General features: G+C 35.8%; 19 protein-coding genes, 1 tRNA gene and 2 pseudogenes. 11 read left to right on the top strand and 11 right to left on the bottom strand.

All coding sequences use genetic code 11. The features are described from left to right. Window positions 1-88: 88 nt before the first annotated feature. The 3 genes from J2S10_RS06900 (at window position 89) to J2S10_RS06890 (ending at window position 2,388) form a co-directional block, all read left to right on the top strand. Window positions 89-778, top strand: a complete 690-nt coding sequence (locus tag J2S10_RS06900; protein ID WP_307406760.1) for an AzlC family ABC transporter permease — start codon at window positions 89-91, stop codon at window positions 776-778. Beyond that, window positions 775-1,098: an AzlD domain-containing protein gene (locus tag J2S10_RS06895; protein ID WP_307405782.1), complete on the top strand. Its 324-nt coding sequence runs from the start codon at window positions 775-777 to the stop codon at window positions 1,096-1,098. The genes J2S10_RS06900 and J2S10_RS06895 overlap by 4 nt, the downstream gene beginning before the upstream one ends. Window positions 1,099-1,512: 414 nt before the next feature. Continuing rightward, complete coding sequence (locus J2S10_RS06890) at window positions 1,513-2,388, top strand: DMT family transporter (RefSeq protein ID WP_307405776.1); 876 nt, start codon at window positions 1,513-1,515, stop codon at window positions 2,386-2,388. A gap of 903 nt (window positions 2,389-3,291) precedes the next feature. On the opposite strand, the gene J2S10_RS06885 is transcribed toward J2S10_RS06890, so the two are convergent. Both J2S10_RS06885 and J2S10_RS06880 read right to left on the bottom strand, forming a co-directional pair. Then, window positions 3,292-3,762 carry a hypothetical protein gene (locus J2S10_RS06885; protein ID WP_307405768.1) on the bottom strand — a complete coding sequence of 157 codons (471 nt, stop codon included), beginning with the start codon at window positions 3,760-3,762 and terminating at the stop codon, window positions 3,292-3,294. 564 nt (window positions 3,763-4,326) lie between these two features. Further along, a complete protein-coding gene (locus tag J2S10_RS06880; RefSeq protein ID WP_307405766.1) occupies window positions 4,327-5,286 on the bottom strand; it encodes an aromatic acid exporter family protein in 960 nt (319 codons plus the stop codon). A gap of 242 nt (window positions 5,287-5,528) precedes the next feature. On the opposite strand from J2S10_RS06880, the pseudogene J2S10_RS06875 reads away from it, so the two are divergent. Continuing rightward, a pseudogene (locus J2S10_RS06875) lies at window positions 5,529-5,720 on the top strand (hypothetical protein); the annotation flags it as partial. A gap of 259 nt (window positions 5,721-5,979) precedes the next feature. Here the strand turns inward: J2S10_RS06875 and J2S10_RS06870 are convergent. The 4 genes from J2S10_RS06870 to J2S10_RS06855 form a co-directional block, all read right to left on the bottom strand. After that, window positions 5,980-7,479 carry a sodium:solute symporter family protein gene (locus J2S10_RS06870; RefSeq protein WP_307405764.1) on the bottom strand — a complete coding sequence of 500 codons (1,500 nt, stop codon included), beginning with the start codon at window positions 7,477-7,479 and terminating at the stop codon, window positions 5,980-5,982. Continuing rightward, complete coding sequence (locus J2S10_RS06865) at window positions 7,476-7,676, bottom strand: DUF3311 domain-containing protein (RefSeq protein WP_307405761.1); 201 nt, start codon at window positions 7,674-7,676, stop codon at window positions 7,476-7,478. Before J2S10_RS06865 ends, J2S10_RS06870 begins: the two co-directional genes overlap by 4 nt. Window positions 7,677-7,784: 108 nt before the next feature. Beyond that, complete coding sequence (locus J2S10_RS06860) at window positions 7,785-8,510, bottom strand: LytR/AlgR family response regulator transcription factor (RefSeq protein ID WP_307405759.1); 726 nt, start codon at window positions 8,508-8,510, stop codon at window positions 7,785-7,787. A 59-nt stretch (window positions 8,511-8,569) separates the two neighbouring features. After that, window positions 8,570-10,183 (bottom strand): LytS/YhcK type 5TM receptor domain-containing protein, encoded by a 1,614-nt coding sequence (locus J2S10_RS06855; protein WP_307405757.1) that lies wholly within the window; start codon window positions 10,181-10,183, stop codon window positions 8,570-8,572. Window positions 10,184-10,785: 602 nt separating this feature from the next. On the opposite strand from J2S10_RS06855, the gene J2S10_RS06850 reads away from it, so the two are divergent. Then, window positions 10,786-10,980, top strand: a complete 195-nt coding sequence (locus J2S10_RS06850) for an IDEAL domain-containing protein (RefSeq protein WP_307405755.1) — start codon at window positions 10,786-10,788, stop codon at window positions 10,978-10,980. A gap of 191 nt (window positions 10,981-11,171) precedes the next feature. Here the strand turns inward: J2S10_RS06850 and J2S10_RS06845 are convergent, their stop codons facing one another. After that, window positions 11,172-11,294 carry a hypothetical protein gene (locus J2S10_RS06845; RefSeq protein ID WP_307405753.1) on the bottom strand — a complete coding sequence of 41 codons (123 nt, stop codon included), beginning with the start codon at window positions 11,292-11,294 and terminating at the stop codon, window positions 11,172-11,174. Between the two features lie 345 nt (window positions 11,295-11,639). Between J2S10_RS06845 and J2S10_RS06840 the strand changes: the two genes are divergently transcribed. After that, the gene (locus tag J2S10_RS06840) at window positions 11,640-12,740 is read left to right on the top strand and encodes a GerAB/ArcD/ProY family transporter (protein WP_307405751.1); all 1,101 of its coding nucleotides are present in this window, start codon (window positions 11,640-11,642) and stop codon (window positions 12,738-12,740) included. 348 nt (window positions 12,741-13,088) lie between these two features. On the opposite strand, the gene murI is transcribed toward J2S10_RS06840, so the two are convergent. The 3 genes and pseudogenes from murI to J2S10_RS06825 all read right to left on the bottom strand — a co-directional run bounded on the left by murI (window position 13,089) and on the right by J2S10_RS06825 (window position 14,578). Next, window positions 13,089-13,865 (bottom strand): glutamate racemase, encoded by a 777-nt coding sequence (murI, locus tag J2S10_RS06835; protein WP_307405749.1) that lies wholly within the window; start codon window positions 13,863-13,865, stop codon window positions 13,089-13,091. A 307-nt stretch (window positions 13,866-14,172) separates the two neighbouring features. Continuing rightward, a pseudogene (locus tag J2S10_RS06830) lies at window positions 14,173-14,415 on the bottom strand (IS110 family transposase); the annotation flags it as partial. A gap of 91 nt (window positions 14,416-14,506) precedes the next feature. Then, window positions 14,507-14,578: transfer RNA gene (locus J2S10_RS06825), tRNA-Val, on the bottom strand. 221 nt (window positions 14,579-14,799) lie between these two features. Between J2S10_RS06825 and J2S10_RS06820 the strand changes: the two genes are divergently transcribed. The 5 genes from J2S10_RS06820 (at window position 14,800) to J2S10_RS06800 (ending at window position 19,390) form a co-directional block, all read left to right on the top strand. After that, on the top strand, window positions 14,800-15,024 hold the full coding sequence (locus tag J2S10_RS06820; RefSeq protein ID WP_307405747.1) for a hypothetical protein: 225 nt from the start codon (window positions 14,800-14,802) through the stop codon (window positions 15,022-15,024). Between the two features lie 118 nt (window positions 15,025-15,142). After that, complete coding sequence (locus tag J2S10_RS06815; protein ID WP_307405745.1) at window positions 15,143-15,865, top strand: alpha/beta hydrolase; 723 nt, start codon at window positions 15,143-15,145, stop codon at window positions 15,863-15,865. A 141-nt stretch (window positions 15,866-16,006) separates the two neighbouring features. Further along, the gene (locus J2S10_RS06810; protein WP_307405743.1) at window positions 16,007-16,522 is read left to right on the top strand and encodes a YjcG family protein; all 516 of its coding nucleotides are present in this window, start codon (window positions 16,007-16,009) and stop codon (window positions 16,520-16,522) included. A gap of 4 nt (window positions 16,523-16,526) precedes the next feature. Next, window positions 16,527-16,949, top strand: a complete 423-nt coding sequence (locus tag J2S10_RS06805) for a GNAT family N-acetyltransferase (protein WP_307405740.1) — start codon at window positions 16,527-16,529, stop codon at window positions 16,947-16,949. 146 nt (window positions 16,950-17,095) lie between these two features. Further along, entirely contained in the window at window positions 17,096-19,390 is a 2,295-nt protein-coding gene (locus J2S10_RS06800; protein ID WP_307405738.1) for a UvrD-helicase domain-containing protein, read from the top strand. A 42-nt stretch (window positions 19,391-19,432) separates the two neighbouring features. Here J2S10_RS06800 and J2S10_RS06795 read toward each other — a convergent pair whose 3' ends face one another. Continuing rightward, the gene (locus tag J2S10_RS06795) at window positions 19,433-19,687 is read right to left on the bottom strand and encodes a stage VI sporulation protein F (protein WP_307405737.1); all 255 of its coding nucleotides are present in this window, start codon (window positions 19,685-19,687) and stop codon (window positions 19,433-19,435) included. Window positions 19,688-19,817: the final 130 nt, after the last annotated feature.

Here is a 19,817-nt window from a genome sequence, read left to right as displayed (position 1 = left end):
TTGTATGCTATAACAAACACGCGTGTAATATGTTGAAAAAAGAGGGGATATAGTGATTACAGAAAAAGCGATAGGTAGCGTAAAAGAGATGAGCCCAACGTTCGTACAAGGAATGAAAGATTGTATACCGACTTTGTTAGGATACATTAGTATAGGTTTGGCAGCTGGAATAGTAGGTGTATCTTCTCATCTGAGCATAATAGAAATTACTTTATTATCAACGCTGGTTTATGCCGGATCAGCTCAATTTATCATATGCGCTTTGTTAGCGGTTAATAGTTCCATTTCAGCAATTATAGTAACAACCTTTATCGTAAATTTACGAAATTTTCTTTTGAGTGCAACTCTTGCTCCTCACTTTACAAAATATTCTTTGGTAAAGAATGTAGGTATTGGATTACTTGTTACAGATGAGTCATTTGGTGTTGCCTCTAATAAAATTATAAAAGGTGAACAAATTAATGATCGTTGGATGAATGGTTTAAATATAACTGCCTACATTTGTTGGATTATATCTTGCGTGATCGGTGCCGTCTTTGGTAATTGGATCTCTAATCCAGAAATGTTTGGCTTAGACTTTGCTTTAATAGCAATGTTTTTAGCTTTACTCATTTTACAATTAGAAAGCATTATATCCTCAAAATTAAAGCATTACTTATGTTTAATTATTTATATGATCACAGCTATGATTACTTTATCCTTTTTCATTCCATCTCACCTAGCTGTTATCATAGCTACTATTATCGTAGCTACTATTGGGGTGGTGACAGAAAAATGAGTATTAATTTAACAACCGTGATGGTGATACTTGGATGTGCGTTAGTAACCATTATTCCACGAATTGTTCCATTTCTAGTGGTTCGGAATATGACTCTACCAGAACCAGTATTAAAGTGGCTGTCTTACGTACCTGTTTGCATTCTTACAGCTCTTGTAGTAGAGAGCTTCATTATTCAAACTAATCATTCATTAAAAATAAACTGGTCAGTTATTATCGTGATAATACCTACTCTTTTGGTTGCTATGCGAACAAAAAGTTTATCAATTACTGTTATTAGTGGTGTCGTTTTAATGGCTGTCTTACGATTTTTTATTTAATAACAAACCACGCTGGTATATTTAAAATTTTAAAATGAGTTCTAACCATAAGTTTAAGAAGGTAGTTATTTAGTACCCTTTACTTTAAGTGCATTTTTTCACAATCTAACTCTCAGTATATGAATTTCTTAAGAAGCCTGATAAAACAAGCTGCTTTTGTATATGGGCTCTCGCTGACATTTCGGGGATTTTATAGGCTAAGACATCAAACATGTTAAAAATCTTAATATTCTGCTACAATAAAACAAAGATAATTGTAGTTAGATCGGACTAGAGGTGAATCAAAATGTATTGGACTCCATTATTTGAAAACGATGTACCAGTAGCACGCTTCTGCTCTTAATGGGGTGAAGGTGACTACATCTCTCCGTTAGGGGCATTTTCGACCTAAATAAAAGACGGAGGGTATAAAAAATGAAAAACACCATATTAGGTTCTATATATTTAGCGTTGGCTTCCAGTATTTGGGGTGGTATGTACGTTGTTGTTAAAATTGTAGTATCGGTCATACCTCCACTGGAACTTGTGTGGATACGATATTTAGTGGCTATTGTCGCACTTCTCATTATCGGCTTGATAACACGTCAAAAATGGCGAATCGATAAACGTCATTTCTTAATAATCATAGCCATTGGGGTCATTGGTAACGCCATTTCAATAGTTACTCAGGAAACTGGTACAATGCTATCCTCAGCACAAATGGGAGCCATTATAACTTCTTCAACACCAGCATTTATGGTTATTTTTGCTCGCTTACTTCTTAAAGAACGGTTGACGTTAAAAAAGGTACTCTCCGTTTGTTTAGCGACAATTGGGGTTTTTCTCATTGTTGGAGTCGGTCATGTGAATTTGTCCAGTAAACTTGGTGGTATTTCACTGCTTATTGCTGCTTTAACATGGGCACTCATGTCTGTACTTGTAAAGCGTGTGCCGAGTGATTATTCACAAATTGTGGTAACGACCTATTCCATCTTGGTAGCCCTAATCGTGTTGACCCCTTTGGTTTTGCCAAGGTTACACGCAATTAATATCTCTCAACTGACTCATCCGACCATTTGGGGAGGAGTCTTGTACTTGGGTATTGTATCAACAGCAGGGGGATTTCTACTTTGGAATCGTGGATTACAAATGCTTAACGCCTCAAGTGGGGGGCTATTTTTCTTCTTTCAACCCGTGGTTGGGACATTACTCGGATGGCTTATTCTAGGAGAGAACATAGGTGTAACCTTTTGGATAGGCTCCATCCTAATTCTTACTGGTGTTTTATTCGTCATCATCGAGAAAAAATAGTATTTAAAAAACCCCTTCAACTGTATCTGAAGGGGTTTTGCTTGTGTAAAAGAACTCATTATTATGAATATATAAATTCGCCTTTATTCAACTAAACTCCAGTTACCGTAAGTACAATTCTCCACAACTTTAACATAAATATCCAATTTGCTTATAAAGAGTTATTCCACAAAATGGCCTTAACATAAAGAAAGAACACATTCTTGCTCCAGAAATACGCCCTATTATGGAAGATCCTTGCAAATGTTATTTCCTACTTGAATAAAAGCTCCCGTTCGTTAGGCGACATCACATTGCTCGTCTTTTCATTGATGTTTTTATGGACTGTTTGTATAAATCGGCTCAAGCGTGTAGCAATGTAAAAATATCCTCTCCAAGACACAGTATTTTCCAACAATTATTAAAGAATAGGATTTGAATTTAGGTTGGAATTAGACCCATGGTACCGATGATATAATACAATCCAACAGCTTTGAACTATCAAATATATAGGAAGTGAATAAAACAGCTTGTATCCATGCCTGTAATGAAAGACACCGAAATAAGTAGCACTCCATTCCATTCCAAGGCTTATTAAAGACCAAATGAGAATGTATATAGGAATAGATACCGGTCTGAGGCGATCAAAAAAGTAAAAAAATAAGTAACTTAAAGGGCCATAAGTAACGTAAGAGAGAAAATCAATAAATTGATAAGAAGAATTGTCATTTACATCATAAAAATTAACAGGCTCAACACTTAGGGAATGATCGAAGAAGAACCCGCTAAAAACACCACAAGTAAAAAATACAATAGACGTTTTTCTAGGAAACCGTTTTGGCAGGAAAAACAATGTGATAGTTCCAATGCATAATCCAACCACAATAAACCATTCATTTGAATTGAAATGATTGTCATAAACGTTCATACTTTCTTCACTTCTTTTCGATCCACATTGACAATCACCCACGCCATAATTCTCGAAAAAATAGCATAACTGCTAAACATTAAAAAATTATATACAACATTCCAATGATGGGTCGTTATAACTCCCAACCTTTCTAATAACCCCTGCATCAAAATAAAACTCAAAATCATTGCGATTACGATGATCCATTTTAAGAATTTCCAAGAATATAAAAGAATGTTGGATGTCACGATAAACACAAGTGGAATCATAATTAAACGCAACACCAAATCAGCTATTGATTTCTCTACAGAATGATTCACAACAATCCATTTAAGATTTACATGCAACACCGTAAATATGCTGAGTTCGAAAATGGTATTGACAAAATAAAGGAATAGCATATCAAGTTCAGATAATTTTTTAGGAATAAGTGATAGTATAATAATCACGAACCAAGTGGTGAGTACGCAAATCACAAGTGACACTACTCAACCTCCTATAGACAAATCTATCTACCTTACAGTTAAATTGTATTTTCTCCCTATTGAATAACAAAAATTCACAAAGAAGTGACTGCTTTAATAATTGAATAACGAAAAGTTCATTTTACGGCTTTTTCGATTATAAATGGTCCATGTTAAAAACACCTTATTGCTGCAATACAAAACACCTTTTATCGCATAATCTCCAATATCATTAAAAACATTCCTCAACAATCTGGCCCATTTGTGGAATAACCATGCCTGTCAAGGATGGCTTTTTACTCTGCCTACATTTTGCCAAATATGTGCTACTGCGGTTTATATTTTCAGGATAGTTTAAATACAAAAATTCACCATCTTACTCTTTGTACTTTCTTACACAAACTTTTTCAATTATGTACCCAACCACTCCTCCTGCTATAGACTATTTAGTATAAAAAATCTTTTGTCAATAAAACAATTTTTTCTTCAACCTCATCAATTCTTTTACTCACTTCACTCCCACCTTTTTTTAAATTCTAAGGGAAATTTTAAAAAATTATAAAAAAAGAAAGGTGTGTTTTTAGGTTAAACATCAATCTGCTTTTCGTCGTAATAATTTATTTTTGTTTTTAAATAATACTCCATCTCGTTCATTAAATGGAAGACAGATGCCCTTGTTTCGAATTCCGTGCGGGATTTTGGCAATTCAAGCTCCTTCATTTTTTGGTGCTGGCTTTCCAGTCTTTGAAGATGACTGAAAGCAGAGTTTTCGCTCTTTACATCGGCGCTGATTTCGTACATGAATTGGGCGAATAAATGCCGTTGGACGACATCTTCATGCAGCGAGGATACGATGGGCAGCATGCGGTTTAAAATGACAAACTGTTTTTCCCTCATATCAAAATAATGATAATACCCCTTTTTATCGGCTCCCAATTGGTTTTCCTCATATTGGATGGCTAGTATTTTACCCTCATTGAGGTTTTCTTCCAATTCCAATAGTTCTTTCCCGTCCCATCCTTGATCGCCCTTTTCCAGGTAGGCTCCATATTCAAACAATATTTTTTTGAACTTTTCTTCTATGGTCGATTTGGTTTCCTTAAGGTTTTTTTCTACGTTTGGCATATAACTGTTCAACAGAATCGCCACTCCCACGCCGATCATGACGATTTGAAGTTCATTTAAGGCGATGGGAAGAGTGAACTTCTCCAACGTGAAGATGTGAAGGACGATCACCACGCTGTTCACGAACCCTTTTTGCAGACGGAGCCGAACCAGCAAGGGAATGAACAGCAAAATGAATAACGAAAATACAAGGGGATTGAATCCCAGCGTTCGAAACACCAGACCGCTCAATACTAATGAAAGTGTACAGGCGGAAAACCGTTCCAGAGAAGACCGGATGGACTGTTTTTTCGTCTTTTCTATGCAAAGGATGCAGATAATGGCTGCGAAACTGGAAAACTGAAGATGAAGCAATTCGGCAACCCAGATGGAAACCCCCGCACCCAATGCTGTTTTGACTGTCCTTAAACCAATTTTCATATATACACCCCAGTTATTTCTATTTTTGTTAGTTTACCACGATTGTCTTTGATTTTTTGGTTATTTGAGTGTAAAATTTTTGGCATCGTTTTCTTTGGTGATCTAAGGTAATGACTAACATTTGAAGGAGAGTCGGAATGTGATTACGTTTATCCTCGGTGACAACACGATCAGCCCGATATTGAAGCAATCGTCAATGCCGCCAACAACCGCACGCCTCTAGGAGGCGGGGGAGTCGACGGATTATGGATGATGCTGTCCTTCGTCGCAATATGGTACCTTCATTTTCCATAAAGTACGATCTTACATTAAAACAAGCACTTATGGACTTTTACCAATTGAAAAAGTATCAACTGTTTAAACCTGAATATCTCGATAAAGTTGATGATTCTGTTAAAAGGAGATCGTTCAAACCCTATCGACAATCACATTAACACACTTTAATCTTAGATAATAAGGATTAGAGGCCATTAACACTAGGAATTAAAGGTGTTAATGGCCTCTAAGGGTTTACAAAAAAGGTTTTTTTTCTTCGCTAAGGTCTAATGTAGAATTACAGGTATCTTAGAGTTGTGTTATTCAAGAATAACTTAATAAAAAAGATGTAAAATCTTTACGATTTTACATCTTCGTTGTTTTGTTTTCTTTTCTAAGTTAATAGACGTTATTCATCACAATTCCTTAAGCCCTTTATTATCCAATTTTCCGTTCAATACCTGATTTTGAATCCTTTTTTCCAAACAATGTTTCTATTACGGCGTTGTTTTTTCCCAGTGCTTGTTTTGCAAAGAAAGGGTTTAGGAAAAGAACGATAAGAATATTGACAACAAGTCCCCAGAATCCTTCATATGCTCCAAATGATTGATGAGTGATATATAGGGTGGCTACAACGGCCATACCTATTATAAAACCGGAAAAAGCAGCTTGTTTTGAAAGTTTTCTCCAGTATAGGCTAAAGACTACCGCCGGGAACACTTGAACAATACCTGATACACCCATTAATTGCAGGGTAATTAGTGCATTTGGGAATAACAAACCAAATAATAATGCAAGTCCAATAACTACAAATACCATGTAACGAGTAACCATTGTCATTCTGGATGGTGATGCTTTTGGATTAATAACATCACGATAGATATTATTGGCAAAAAGACTTGATGCTCCGATCGCCATGATAGAACATGGCACTAATGATGCTAAAGCAATTGTAGAATAAGCCAAACCTTGCATAGTACCGCCATAGGACATATGGATTAATTCCAAGAAAGCAAAACGTGGATCCGTTCCTTTTGGAACAACTAAGAATGCCGTAATACCTAAGAAGGTAACTAGCATTAGTACAATGTTATAGAAAGGTAGGATAATAGCATTTTTTCTAAGTGATTCTCCACTTTTAGAACTAAATGTACCGGTAACAGTATGCGGCCACATAAACAATGCTAACGCAGAGATAAGCGCCGCGGTAGAGAACCAGAAGATCCCTTTTGGTCCTGCCGTTGGCAATGTAAGCATGCCTGGTGCTTTATCAACTGTTGTTTGCATCATATGGCCCCAGCTGCCAAAGTGAATAATAGGAATCGAGATAACCATGTATAACATGATAACCCATACTAAAATATCTTTTAGAATAGCTGTATAAGTTGGTGCTTTAATTCCGCTAAAGAAAGTATAGAAGGCAACAAGTAAGAATGAAACAATAACAACAAATGTGATATTGATATAACCTGTTCCAGCAACTCTTAATGTATCCTGGATACCACTTAATTGTAAATCAATATAAGGAATGAGCATTAGTACGCCGTTAATCGCAATTAATACGGAAAACAATTTGCTATCAAATCGATCTTTAATATAGTCAGCAAGTGTTGTGAACTTATGAACACTAGCAACCTTCCAAATTTTTGGCAGAAAGAAGTATGCAAGCGGGTATGCTAATACAACATATGGTGTTGCAAAGAAGGCAATACTGCCGCCTTTAAATGCAGAACTTGTTAAACCCAAAAATGTATATGCCGTATAAACGTCTGCCCCGATCAGAAACCAAACAAATAAACTTCCTAACCGGCGTCCACCTACTGACCATTCTTCAACAGAGCTGCGTGATTCTTTGCTTCGGCCAGCTATAAATCCAATGAAAATAACAACCAACACGATAAGAGAAGTAACAATGAGAGCGGTTAAATTTCCTTTCATTCTCCAATTTCCCCCCTAGACTTCTGAATTTTGTAGACAGCCCATGTAAAAACTGGAGTAAGAATCATCCAGATGAGCAGCCAAAAATGAAATAATGGGAAGCCTATAATAAAAGGGTGAATCTTATTAACTAATGGTAACGCTACCAATTGTGCAAGAAAAGGTATTAATACTAAAACAAATATTAATGCTTTCAAGCGTGCCGCCTCCTTTGAATGCGTTTTCATTTCTTAGTTTGATTATATCAATCTACCATAGGGGGCGATGTTTTTTGGTTTATCATGTTGAAAATCGTATGTAAGATGTCATAATTCCACTTTTTCACGTAAATCTTTCACATAATTTCGACTTACAGGCACTTCTGATTGATATTGATCATTCATAATAAGATTATAAGAGCCACTAAACCATGTTCTTAATTCTTTAATATGTTCTAAATTGACTAAATAGCTTTTGTGAGTTCGGAAAAATGAAAACCGTTCAAGCTTTTCAAAAAGCTCGTTAAGAGTAAACAAGGCCTTTATTTTTTCTATTTTTGTATGGATAATCACTTCCCGCCCCTGTTTTTCAATAAAATAAATTTCCTTTGGTGACAAATAAGTAATCCCATTTTCTGTTTCAATGGCTAATTTATTTTTTGTCTGTTCCGTTTTCATCTGGTTTTCCTTTAACATATTTAAATAGGTATCGAATACCTCGATAAGATCCTCTAAATCATAGGGCTTTAATAGGTAGTGAAACGCACGAAGCTTAAATGCTTCAATGGCAAAATGGTCATAGGCTGTCAGAAAAACAATTTGAATAGCAAAGTCAAATTCATTCAACAACTCAGCTACTTGCAATCCAGTTAAATCCGGAAGATGAATATCAAGAAACATAAGATCCGGTTTAAGCTCCTTAGCTTTCTTTACTGCCTCCATCCCAGTGGATGCCTCGCCAATCAGTGCTGCCCCTTGTATCTCTCCAAGCATATAGGCCAGCTCTTCCCTAGCGGGCTGCTCATCATCAACAATCAATACGCGAACCGTCATCATTAATCACCTCTAAAAGGAATTCAACCACTACTATTTTTACTTTTGCTAGAAAATAACTACCGGAGGCCTTCGTCAACCGGCCGCACAAATGATACAATCGTTCCTTCCCCTATTTGTGACTCGATCGTAAAATTCGATTTTTCCCCATAATGATATAAAAGACGCTGCTGGATATTAGTTAAAGCAAATCCCATATGTTCTTCCCTATCTTCATTGACAAAATCGGTTTCCATTCCTTTTCCATTATCTGCAACACTAATTTGAACCCCATTTATCATGTTTGTTACGCTAATTTTTACCCATCCATTACTTCTCATGTTTCTTATTCCATGAATGATAGAGTTTTCTACTAATGGTTGGATCGTTAATGAAGGAATCGTGTAGTCCAGGCAATTTTCATCTAACTCCCACTTAACCTGTAATCTTTCTCCTATTCTCGCCTTTACCAAGTTCAGGTAAATTTCAACATGTTCTAATTCCTCTTTTATTGTAATGAGATCTTGATTCACATTTTGCATATTTTTTCGTAAATATTTTGCCAATTGTGTAATCATTTTTCTTGATTCATCAGGCGAAGTGCGAATAAGCGATTTAATTGTATTCAACACATTAAATAAAAAATGGGGATCCATTTGCGCCTGAAGTGCTTTAATTTCAGCATTGGTGACCAAATGTGCCTGTCTCTCTGCTTCCGCCAAGGCATACTGTTGGCTAAACAATTGGCCTAGCCCATTTAGTATGGCAGTAACTTCAGCTGTTTGATAATCTTGCACCCTCTTATAAAACATCCGGAAGAATCCGATATTGTGTTTCCGATATCCGATAGGCAAATCAATTCCAAACGGAGTAATTTCCCCTTGCTGAAAAAGAATGTTCTGTTTCTGCTGAAAGGTTACACCGACCGCCTCGGTTTCGCGAATCAATGCTTGACCAATCTCGCACACAGCTACATTAAGCGGTTTCCTCCAATACGATAAGGTCATTTCGGCAATTTGTAGAGCTTTTTGCGCATAGTGTGCTCCAATTCTCTCTTCTTCTAAGGCTACTTGAATCAGAATAACAAAAAATACAGCAACCCCCAGGCTGTTTGCTAAGATTTGGGGAATGCCAATTAATAGAACCAAAGAAAGTGCTTTATCAAAAGGATGGGCAAGGAGTAATATCAAAAGCATTTGTAAAGACTCAGCTAGAAACCCTACCAAAAAAGACATTTGTATGGAAGAAATATGCCGGTAACGCTTTTTAAGCGAATTTTTCATCAGTCCTGAAAAAACTCCCTGGAGAATGGGAGCAATCAGACAGGGTAAAGCGACAAATCCGCCTAAAAAATAACGATGGATTCCAGCAATTAATCCGACACAGAGACCAGCTCTTACCCCGCCAAACAATCCAGCGATCACGACACCTATTGTCCTTGCAGTGGCTATTGCCTCCCAGCCTGTAATTTTATGAATCCACGGAGTTTCTCGGAAACCGATATCCGTTACCGGCAGCCCAGAATATGTGCCTAATATGGCAAAAAAACTAAACAAACAAATAAAGTACCAAATATTTTGATTTTCACCTTGATAATGCATAAAATGGCGAAGCTTTTGTTGCCTAGAAAATAAAAATGCCATAGCAATTAGAAACCCAACACGTTCAACTTGCTCAGCTAAAAGGTAAAGCATTTTTTAGAAGACCTCCTGTTGAAAAAAAGGTACCAGATAATCAACTGATCTTTCCACCTTACAAATAACGATAATGGCAATTTGGTTTAATACCATAAACCCGTAATTTCTACTTTACTTAATCTTTCTCAATTTGATATTTAATAATGTTTTTTATTAAAAAAGCGCTAAAAAGCTAAGCAAAAAACCTCCAAAGAGATTATACAATAACAGTAGTAATGCTTTCAGGTACCTTAAAAAAGTCTGCCAGATCCCATTTTTTATTGTTGGCTTATTAGTTTCTATATGTCAACTAATATCGGTAATACATACTCTTCTTCAATATAATAAAAATAGTGAACGTTCGTAAAAAACAGTCTTTTTTGAATGAAAAATCCCCCTTGGAAAAGTGTACTTTTTCGAAAGGATAAAAAAATCAATCGTAATAAAATCTCTTTAAAAGGAGTGCAATTTGTTCCTCTATACTCATGAATTGATTCGTAACCAAATAAGTAGATAAAATATGTTTCATATTGTTGCTCTCTCAAATTACCAATTTCAAATGATTGAATAGTCCGAAAATTATTGGTATAATAGAAAAAAGGTCAAGGAGTTGATTTCTTATGGAAATGAATTTGCTTAATTCACCACAACCTGAAGTTAGTGTCATGGATTCTCTATTTGCTGAAATGGTGTTAGACAAAGCCCTGCGTGATTTCCGAAAAGAGAAAATTCAAAAGAAAATCGACCTGTCCTTACGAGACAAAAATAAAGCAGAATTCCTACGATTAACTGAGGAATTAAAGAAAGTTTCTTAAAATTGTTTTATGTAATCGTTCTTATAAGCAGTATAAAAGGATCTTCCAGTCGAAGATCCTTTTATACTGCTTATTTAACTAAAGACCTGTTAGTTTAAGTGTATTTATTAACAAACACATCATTTATTTCGATGGATTACTTATTAATTACAATCGATAATTTATAGTTACATGCTCGTTAAGTTATAACGTTAATTTACATCTTGTAATACTTCCTCAATATATTCCATTAATTCTTGTTTTACTTCTTCCAATGTTTCATCAAGTAGTTCACCGTAAATCTTGCTTCCAAGAATGTTTTTTGAAATCGGCATACCTAAGGTGGAACGTAGGCATTCCCAAATTTGAATTATATGTAAAACAATAAGTTCGCCGCTTTTATCGGTAATGCCTTTTGAAAAACATCTTCTGGAATCCCATCAGTAACGCTTTCCATTCAAGTTTACATTTTTTAATACAACAACATAATTCATAATTCTTCCATATAAGGAAAGGATAAATACAGACACACTTATTAAGACCTACTTCTCATATCAGGCTCCCACAGCAAACAATCCAAACGGCCACAAGGTTTATGGACACTACCCCCTACTCGTTTTACCCCAAGAAAGAAAAGCAAAAAAAAGAGATTGTGACGAATAGGAACCGGAGGAAGCGCTATGGAGCATTTTATACCTGAAAAAGCAAAAATATCGCCTTTTTTAGTTTTTTTTATAGTTCACCAAATGCAGTTTGGCGTAGGGGTCCTTGGCTTCCAGCGCATAATCGCCCAAACTGCAGGATATGATGCATGGATAGCTGTTCTTATTGCCGGTTTAAGTATCCATGTCATTGTATGGATGATTTACAAAATTGTTGAAAAGGCTAATGGGGATATAATGACAGCTCATAGTTTCGTATTTGGAAAGAAAATAGGCAAACTAATGTCTTTGCCATTCGTTATCTATTTTATCCTTATCACTCTCACAACACTTAGAACTTATATTGATGTCATTCAAGTATGGATGTTTCCGGATTTGAGTACCTTTTGGTATTCCCTGGGTTTTTGTTGTTTAGCCATCTACATTATTTTCGGAGGGTTTAGAATCGTAACTGGTGTGGCATACTTTGGAACTGTTCTTCCAGCCTATTTAATATTCACTTTTTCGTTTATCATACCTTATTCTGATATCAGAAACTTACTTCCGATCTTTGACCACTCGATTATGGATTTGGTCACGGCATCTTATCAAATGTCATTCACTTATCTTGGCTATGAAGTAATATTGTTTGTTTATCCGTTTATCAAAGAACCGCAAAAATCAAAGCAATGGGTCCATCTTTGTGTTCTTTTTACCACTATTCTCTATACGCTTCTTACTATTGGAACCTTTGCTTTTTTTTCAGAGGGACAGCTGCTTAAGAACATCTGGCCAACTTTGACGATATGGAAAATAGTAGAAATGCCTTTTGTGGAGAGATTTGAATACATTGGTATCGCCAATTGGATTCTAATTGTTCTCCCCAATGTTTGTATTACCCTATGGTGTGCAAGCCGTATTGTAAAAAGGGTGACCAATCTAAAACAAAAATACGGGGTTCTTATGATATCAATTGTCGTATTAATCACCATTAATTTTTTAAAGACACGGCAGCAAATTAACGCGCTGAACGATTTTACTGGGAAAATAGCCTTTTTCATAAATTATGGTTACATTCCTTTACTCTTTTTTCTGATACTGATTGTGAAAAAGGTGAAGAAAAAATTAGGAACATCATGATACCCGTTATCATCCAATTAGCTATCACTTTTACTGATATTAAAATAAGCTAAACAACAACTAAGAACCCTTCAGGGCGTTACCCAGTCATTTGACTCTTCGATATAATCCTTCAGTTCCGATAGGAACTGTCTAGCCTTTACCTGAGTATTGTGGACCATTCTCAATTTAAGCTAGAAACATTTCGCACAAATATTGCACCCGTTACTTTAAGTACAATATTTCACAATCTATTTTATGAATAAGAAAAGGCTGTCGGAACAGCCTAATATTTTCGATTTAAGCACCTGTTTTTAAGTAGGTTATCCTTCAAATTTGGGTGACACAAGCAGAGGAAAAGTTCTGTTTTTACACTTTATCTAACATTGTCAGTAACTTTTTATAATTAGACAATGATTCTTTATCTTCTACTTTATAACCAGATTTAAAATATAAAATGTCTCCAGTTCCATCGTTAATTTGGTTCTTTGCTTCGAGAATTCGCATTAAGTTTTTTGCAGTTCCAATACTTCCAGAAATTATGTCCACTTCTTCAAGAAATAGTTTCTTTAAACTTTTTGTAAAATATGGGAAATGAGTGCATCCAAGAACAATGGTGCCGTACTGTTTTAAATCAAACGAAGATAATTTTTCTCTTAAATATGGTACAACTTTCTCTTCTCTAAATTCAAAATTCTCAGCGAATTCTACAAGACCAGGAAGGGGTAAACTTTCAACAATATCGTGATGGTCTATACTTTTCACAAGATTATGGAACTTTTCCTCTCTGAGAGTCAAATTAGTCGCCAAAACTAATACTTTTTTGCGTTTTCCCTCACAGTTTTGAACAGCTGGTTTTACGGCAGGTTCAATACCTAAAATAGGGAAATTATACATTTGGCGAAGGTCTTCCACTGCGATACTGGTTGCAGTATTACAAGCAATGACTAATGCCTTCACGCCTTGATTAGCTATAAAGTCAACTGCATTAAAAATATACTCTCTTACCTCTTCCTTAGGTTTTTCACCATACGGAACGTGTAAGGTATCAGCATAAAATATGTAATCTTCATTCGGTAGATACTTCAGAGCTTGATGAAGTACAGTTATTCCACCTATACCAGAATCAAAAAAACCTATTCTCACTACATTCACTCTTCTCTTAAAAAATTAATGATATTCTATTTTCTTAATAGCTTCTTAAGGATACCATTTTTAAAATTTTATTGTTAGTTATTTCTTATTGAACTCCCTCAGTTTAATACGAATATCTCTCGAATGCTCACTTATTCGCAGGATTTCGTAACCCTTGTAATTGGAATTACGGGTAAATGGAATGAGTTCAGATCATTTTGGCTTCGTGAAGGCATAGTTAAATAAAGGAATGAGTTACTACTATTCCTTTAATCATAAGTAGTTTTTTTGCAAATGGGATTTTGTAGAGAACTTATTTAATTTGATTAATAGACATTACGAGACATTTAACAATCACATCACGAATAGACATTAGAACTCTAAGCTTCTCAAATGATTCTGATGAAAGGCGAATAAAGGAATAGTAGCCGTTTTTGACCATATCCGCGATAACGAGTGCATCTTTTTTATCACTCTTAGATTGGGTATTATCACGATTCTCTTTATTCCTTTTTACTATGTGGGGATTAACTGTTACTACCTCAATGTTTTGGTTATATAAAACACAGTCTAATAAAAAATACCACTTCATTAAAAGTGGTATAACCATTAGAAACCCTTATATATCAAGGGTCACTACATAGAATATTTGATGACCTGTGAGGGATTCGAACCCACGACCCCTTCCCTGTCAAGGAAGTGCTCTCCCACTGAGCTAACAAGTCATATTTTATAATTTTGTAACTTAGAATTTAAAATCTTTATTTAAGTTACATTTCTAATTATAGTCAAACAACTTCAAATGTCAATAGCTTTTTCATTCCTCCTCTTAAACATTTTAATTAAAAAACTCTCTAAACAAAATAGAAACATTTGTTCTGATTATTAATTGAATAAAGAACAAATGTTTGGTTATAATAATAAAAAGAATGAAAGGCGGGATCACATGGATGGACTTTTTTTACGTTCTATAGAAGAAAATATTCCATTGGAAATGATTTATCTTTCCGAGGACCGGATGTTATCACAGCGGAAATTGATTGTAAAGGAAGTGAATAATGAATACATTCGTGCCTATTGCCTGCTTCGTAAACAGATGAGAACCTTCCGCCGAGAAAACATTTTATCCATTTTGCCCGGAACCAGTTCAAAACGTCAGTGGCTACATTGATTACGTAAGTAACACCCCGGACTTCTTAACTACCACATCCCATCTTTTGATTGAAAGCAATTCCATTCCAGTTGTGTTAAAATGCATTTGTACATTCAAATTATGGAGGAATTGTCTCATGAAGTTTCCAAAAGGAACGATCAAAGAACTTACCTTTCAAAGCTTGGAGCTAGGAGAAGAATTGCAGCTCCTAGTCTATTTACCTGCCAACTATTCACCCTTATATAAATACACGCTGTTAATTGCCCAGGATGGCAGGGATTATTTTCAACTTGGAAGAATTGGCAGATTGGCTGATGAGTTTCTTTTTGAAAAGGAAATTACCAATCTGATTATTGTTGGGATTCCCTATAAAGATGTTAAGGACCGCCGTAGGAAATATCATCCTGACGGGGATCAGAATCAACAATACATCCGCTTTCTTGCGCATGAATTAGCTCCTTATCTTGATAAAGAGTTTCCTACCTATCAAATGGGTTCCACAAGAGCACTTATCGGTGACTCCCTTGGTGCTACCGTTTCTTTGATGACAGCCCTTCAATACCCGCACACATTTGGAAAGGTACTTTTGCAATCTCCTTTTGTGGACAATACCGTGCTTGAACTGGTCGAAAATTTCTCGGAATCGCAGCTGTTAGAAATTTATCATGTGGTAGGCAATCAAGAAACAGAAGTTCAAACAACAGATGGAAAAGTAAGCGACTTCTTGACTCCAAACCGCAAGCTTTCAAAAATAATATCACAAAAATCATTAACATACTTTTTTGAGGAGTTTAATGGAAATCATACATGGACTCACTGGCAGCCTGACTTAAGACGTGCTTTAAAAATGCTTTTTTAGTAGAAAAAAATTGCAAGAAATCTTTTTCTTGTATAATATTTTGAAAATTTGCTATAATACCAAGAAGGCTGTTTGATTGATTTATTTTCATTTCGGAATCACCTGATTATTAAATAAATTTGTACAAACGGAGGTTTACGTATGAAATTTGGAGTTGTTATTTTCCCATCAAAAAAGCTTCAGGATTTAGTGAATTCCTATCGCAAACGCTATGACCCGCATTATGCATTAATTCCACCGCACCTAACCTTAAAAAATGCATTTGAAGCGTCTGAAGAGGATGCCGTTCAATTTGCTGACAAATTACGGAAGATTGCCGGCCATCATCATGTTTTCTCTTTGAAAACTTCTAAAATTAGCTCTTTTCAGCCAGTAAATAATGTCATCTATATTAAAGTTGACCCAACTGAAGCGCTTACAGAATTGCATACCGAGATTAATCATGAATTAAACGTGCAAAAATTAGAATATTCGTTTGTACCTCATATTACAATCGGCCAAAAGCTGTCAAATGATGAGCATTCAGATGTATACGGCTCCTTACGAATGACCAAAGTTAATCATGAAGAAACTGTGGATCGCTTCCACCTCCTCTATCAACTGGAAAATGGCTCTTGGACAGTATATGAAACATTTCGGCTAGGAAGGGAATCGTAAAAAAGTGACAGTAAAGATAGTTGGAAATCAACAAGAACTGGAAGATGCTTTTTCAGTTAGAAGAACTGTTTTCATTGAAGAACAAAACGTGCCTGCTGAAGAAGAAATCGATCACCACGAAAAGGAAGCCGCTCATTTTATTCTATATCATGGAGGTTTACCCATTGGGGCCGGTCGTTTTCGTGTAGTCGATGGCTATGGAAAAGTAGAACGAATTTGTGTAGTAAAAGAAGCAAGAAAAACGGGAGCCGGAAAAGAAATAATGAAAGCTGTCGAAAATTACGCTTGTGAGAACGGGATTCATAAATTAAAGCTTAATGCCCAAACCCATGCCATTCCTTTTTATGCCGGTCTTGGTTATGAGGTCGTCTCAGAGGAATTTTTGGATGCAGGAATTCCGCATAAAACGATGGTTAAAAAAATGTAAGCAGTTTGGAGCACTTGTCAACAAAACAACAGGTGCTCTTCTTCTTTTTTGGATAAATTCCCCTTCTATTATAAACCCTTTTAGAATATAGTAGGTTTTGATATGATAGAACATGTCTTATTTTTCGAAATCGAGGATAATAATCTATGAAAACTGCTATCTATCAAAATCGAACGATTGTCCTTGATCAATTTGATCGGGACCAATATCAAAAAATATTTATCGCAGGAAGAAATGGTGAATTGTTTTGCCCAGTTTGTAACGAAAAGGTCCGATTGTTTCTTGGAATTCAGGGCTTCCCCCGCTTTTTTCATGCTCATTCACCTGAGAATCAGTGTCCTGAACCGATTCTCACACAAAACAACTCAGAAACCATCCTAAACTATCAGGATTTAAATGGATTTCAAATTCCAAAAGGAAGAACGATATTGGAAGCTCCTAAAAATTATGATCTGTTTACACCTGCGAAAAATATTGAGATTACAACACCCTTTACAAATATTATTAATGCAAAAATGGATACACACTCTCCCTATTTACACCTATTAGAAAAAAATAATGTTTTTCTTGATGAAAGCCAAGCTGACGCTGTTTCAGAAACGAAGGGATCACTATTAGTCCTTGCCGGTGCAGGAAGTGGAAAAACACGTGTGTTAACTGCGCGAACTGCTTATATGCTGGATGTTGAACAAATAGATCCGCATTCAATAATGCTCGTTACCTTTACGTCAAAAGCTGCAGCTGAAATGAAGAACCGCTTACTTTCTTACCCGCAAATGAAGAAGGAAAAAATTAATCAACTTGTTACCGGTACTTTCCATAGTATTTTTTACCGGATTCTCATGTACCATGATGCACAAAATTGGTCTTCTAACAAGCTGCTTAAAAAAGAATGGCAGCGCGACAAAATTCTGAAGGAAGCCGGAAAAGAGCTGAATTTATCTGAAAAAGAATTTGCGTATGATTTAGCTCTCCAGCAAATCGGCTATTGGAAAAACTCGCTTCTTATGCCGCACGAAGTCAAGCCTGCCACTGATTTTGAAGAAAAAGCAGTCTTTTTATACAGAAAATATGAAGAATATAAAGATCGTGAAGGACATTTTGATTTTGATGATATGCTTATCGGCTGTTACAAGCTTTTTAGCTCTTTTCCATCCATTCTAGAGCAATATCAGGATCGCTTTCACTATTTTTTAATTGATGAATTTCAAGATATTAATAAGGTTCAATACGAGCTGATTAAGCTTTTATCCAGAAAGCACAAAAATGTTTGTGCCGTTGGAGATGATGATCAGTCGATTTATTCCTTCCGGGGAAGTGACCCAAGTTATTTGCTTGATTTTGAAAAAGATTTCCCTTATGCCAGAGTGGTCACACTTGACCAAAACTATCGTTCATCCCATGAAATTGTTTCAACATCAAATCAAATGATTGCCGCCAATAAAATAAGAAGAACGAAAAAAATGAAGGCGCAATTTTCATCCAGAATGCCCCCTGCTTTATTTTTTCCTTATGATGAAGAGGAAGAGGCTACAATGATTGTTACCGATTTACAAGAAAGGATTGCAAATGGCGCCAGCCCTTCGGATTTTGCTATTTTATACCGGACGAACGCAGGCTCAAGGGCTGTGTTTGAACGATTAGCAAGCTCCAATCTTCCTTTTAAAGTTGATTTGGATGCAGATTCCTTTTACGATCGCTATATTGTGAAATGTGCCCTTGCTTTTCTAAAGATTAGCTTAAATGAAGATGACAATCAGGCATTATCCGATATTTTGCCGTTTTTATTTTTAAAGCAAGCGGTGCTTAAGGACATAAAAGCGATTAGTATTCTTCAGGATTTCAGTTTTCTCGAAGCAATTTCCCATTTAAAAACAGCTCACTCTTTTCAAGAAAAAAAATTAATAAAAGCGGTCACGTCTATTCGAACCTTGAAACAGTTATCTCCTCTTACGGCGATTGAAAAAATTGAAAAAGACATAGGATTTCTTGATTTTTTGAAAAAAAGAGGGAATGAATCAAATAAACTTGAAAAAGGATCCGACGATTTAAAGGACCTAAAAGTGGCAGCGAAAAGCTTTGACTCCATTGATGCATTATTGGTACATGCCGAGCATATGTCGGCAATGAACAAGGAAATAAAAAATTTAAGTAAGCATTTTACCGAGGCAATTACCCTTAGTACCATTCACCGGGCAAAAGGACTCGAATACCAAGGCGTTTATATCATCGGTGCTGTAGATGGCAGCCTGCCGCACGACTTCGCCTTAGATAGCTATCGAAACGGTGATTTTACGGCTATAGAAGAAGAAAGACGGCTTTTTTATGTTGCGATGACGAGAGCCCGGGAAAGCCTATTTATTTCTGTCCCGAGCAACAGACGAGGTAAAAAAGCGAATCGCTCGAGGTTTTTAATTCCACTTTTTAAAAAGAGAAAATAAACCAAAAAGACCTTTTCCACATAGGAAAGAGGTCTTTTTGATTTATTTCTTATTCATCATTTTTGAAATTGTATTGAAATCAAGCTGTTTGCCATCATTAATGATAGACTTGACAATTTGATCTTCCATTTCTTTATTAACTGGTTTATTGGCAATTTGGGACACTCGGCGGATAACATTGCGGACGGTTGTTTCATCTTTAAAATTTGCATTCTGCAGAGAATTAGCTAAATCAAAGATATCTTTCATGTTTACGCCCGTTTTCTTTTCAATGTTTTTAAAAAACCCATTATCCATGTTAAAAGACCACGCTCCTTCATAAACTACTTTATTGTATGAAGGAAGAGTAAAAAGGTGATTGTCAGGAAAAGAAAGGGCTGGCCACTTTTTCCGGCCACCCCCTCTCCATTTTGACAAACTAAAGAAA

The sequence above is a fragment of the Neobacillus ginsengisoli genome (assembly GCF_030813055.1).
This window is presented reverse-complemented; position numbering and strand designations above follow the sequence as displayed.

Bases quoted from the DNA above. Each gene is read 5' to 3' on its own strand.
- J2S10_RS06895 (WP_307405782.1), top strand. From the start codon at position 775: ATGAGTATTAATTTAACAACCGTGATGGTGATACTTGGATGTGCGTTA.
- J2S10_RS06795 (WP_307405737.1), bottom strand. From the start codon at position 19,687: ATGGATAATGGGTTTTTTAAAAACATTGAAAAGAAAACGGGCGTAAAC.
- J2S10_RS06860 (WP_307405759.1), bottom strand. From the start codon at position 8,510: ATGACGGTTCGCGTATTGATTGTTGATGATGAGCAGCCCGCTAGGGAA.
- J2S10_RS06800 (WP_307405738.1), top strand. From the start codon at position 17,096: ATGAAAACTGCTATCTATCAAAATCGAACGATTGTCCTTGATCAATTT.
- J2S10_RS06870 (WP_307405764.1), bottom strand. From the start codon at position 7,479: ATGAAAGGAAATTTAACCGCTCTCATTGTTACTTCTCTTATCGTGTTG.
- J2S10_RS06820 (WP_307405747.1), top strand. From the start codon at position 14,800: ATGGATGGACTTTTTTTACGTTCTATAGAAGAAAATATTCCATTGGAA.
- J2S10_RS06850 (WP_307405755.1), top strand. From the start codon at position 10,786: ATGGAAATGAATTTGCTTAATTCACCACAACCTGAAGTTAGTGTCATG.
- J2S10_RS06810 (WP_307405743.1), top strand. From the start codon at position 16,007: ATGAAATTTGGAGTTGTTATTTTCCCATCAAAAAAGCTTCAGGATTTA.
- J2S10_RS06845 (WP_307405753.1), bottom strand. From the start codon at position 11,294: ATGCCGATTTCAAAAAACATTCTTGGAAGCAAGATTTACGGTGAACTA.
- J2S10_RS06890 (WP_307405776.1), top strand. From the start codon at position 1,513: ATGAAAAACACCATATTAGGTTCTATATATTTAGCGTTGGCTTCCAGT.
- J2S10_RS06880 (WP_307405766.1), bottom strand. From the start codon at position 5,286: ATGAAAATTGGTTTAAGGACAGTCAAAACAGCATTGGGTGCGGGGGTT.
- J2S10_RS06900 (WP_307406760.1), top strand. From the start codon at position 89: ATGAGCCCAACGTTCGTACAAGGAATGAAAGATTGTATACCGACTTTG.
- J2S10_RS06855 (WP_307405757.1), bottom strand. From the start codon at position 10,183: ATGCTTTACCTTTTAGCTGAGCAAGTTGAACGTGTTGGGTTTCTAATT.
- J2S10_RS06815 (WP_307405745.1), top strand. From the start codon at position 15,143: ATGAAGTTTCCAAAAGGAACGATCAAAGAACTTACCTTTCAAAGCTTG.
- J2S10_RS06840 (WP_307405751.1), top strand. From the start codon at position 11,640: ATGGAGCATTTTATACCTGAAAAAGCAAAAATATCGCCTTTTTTAGTT.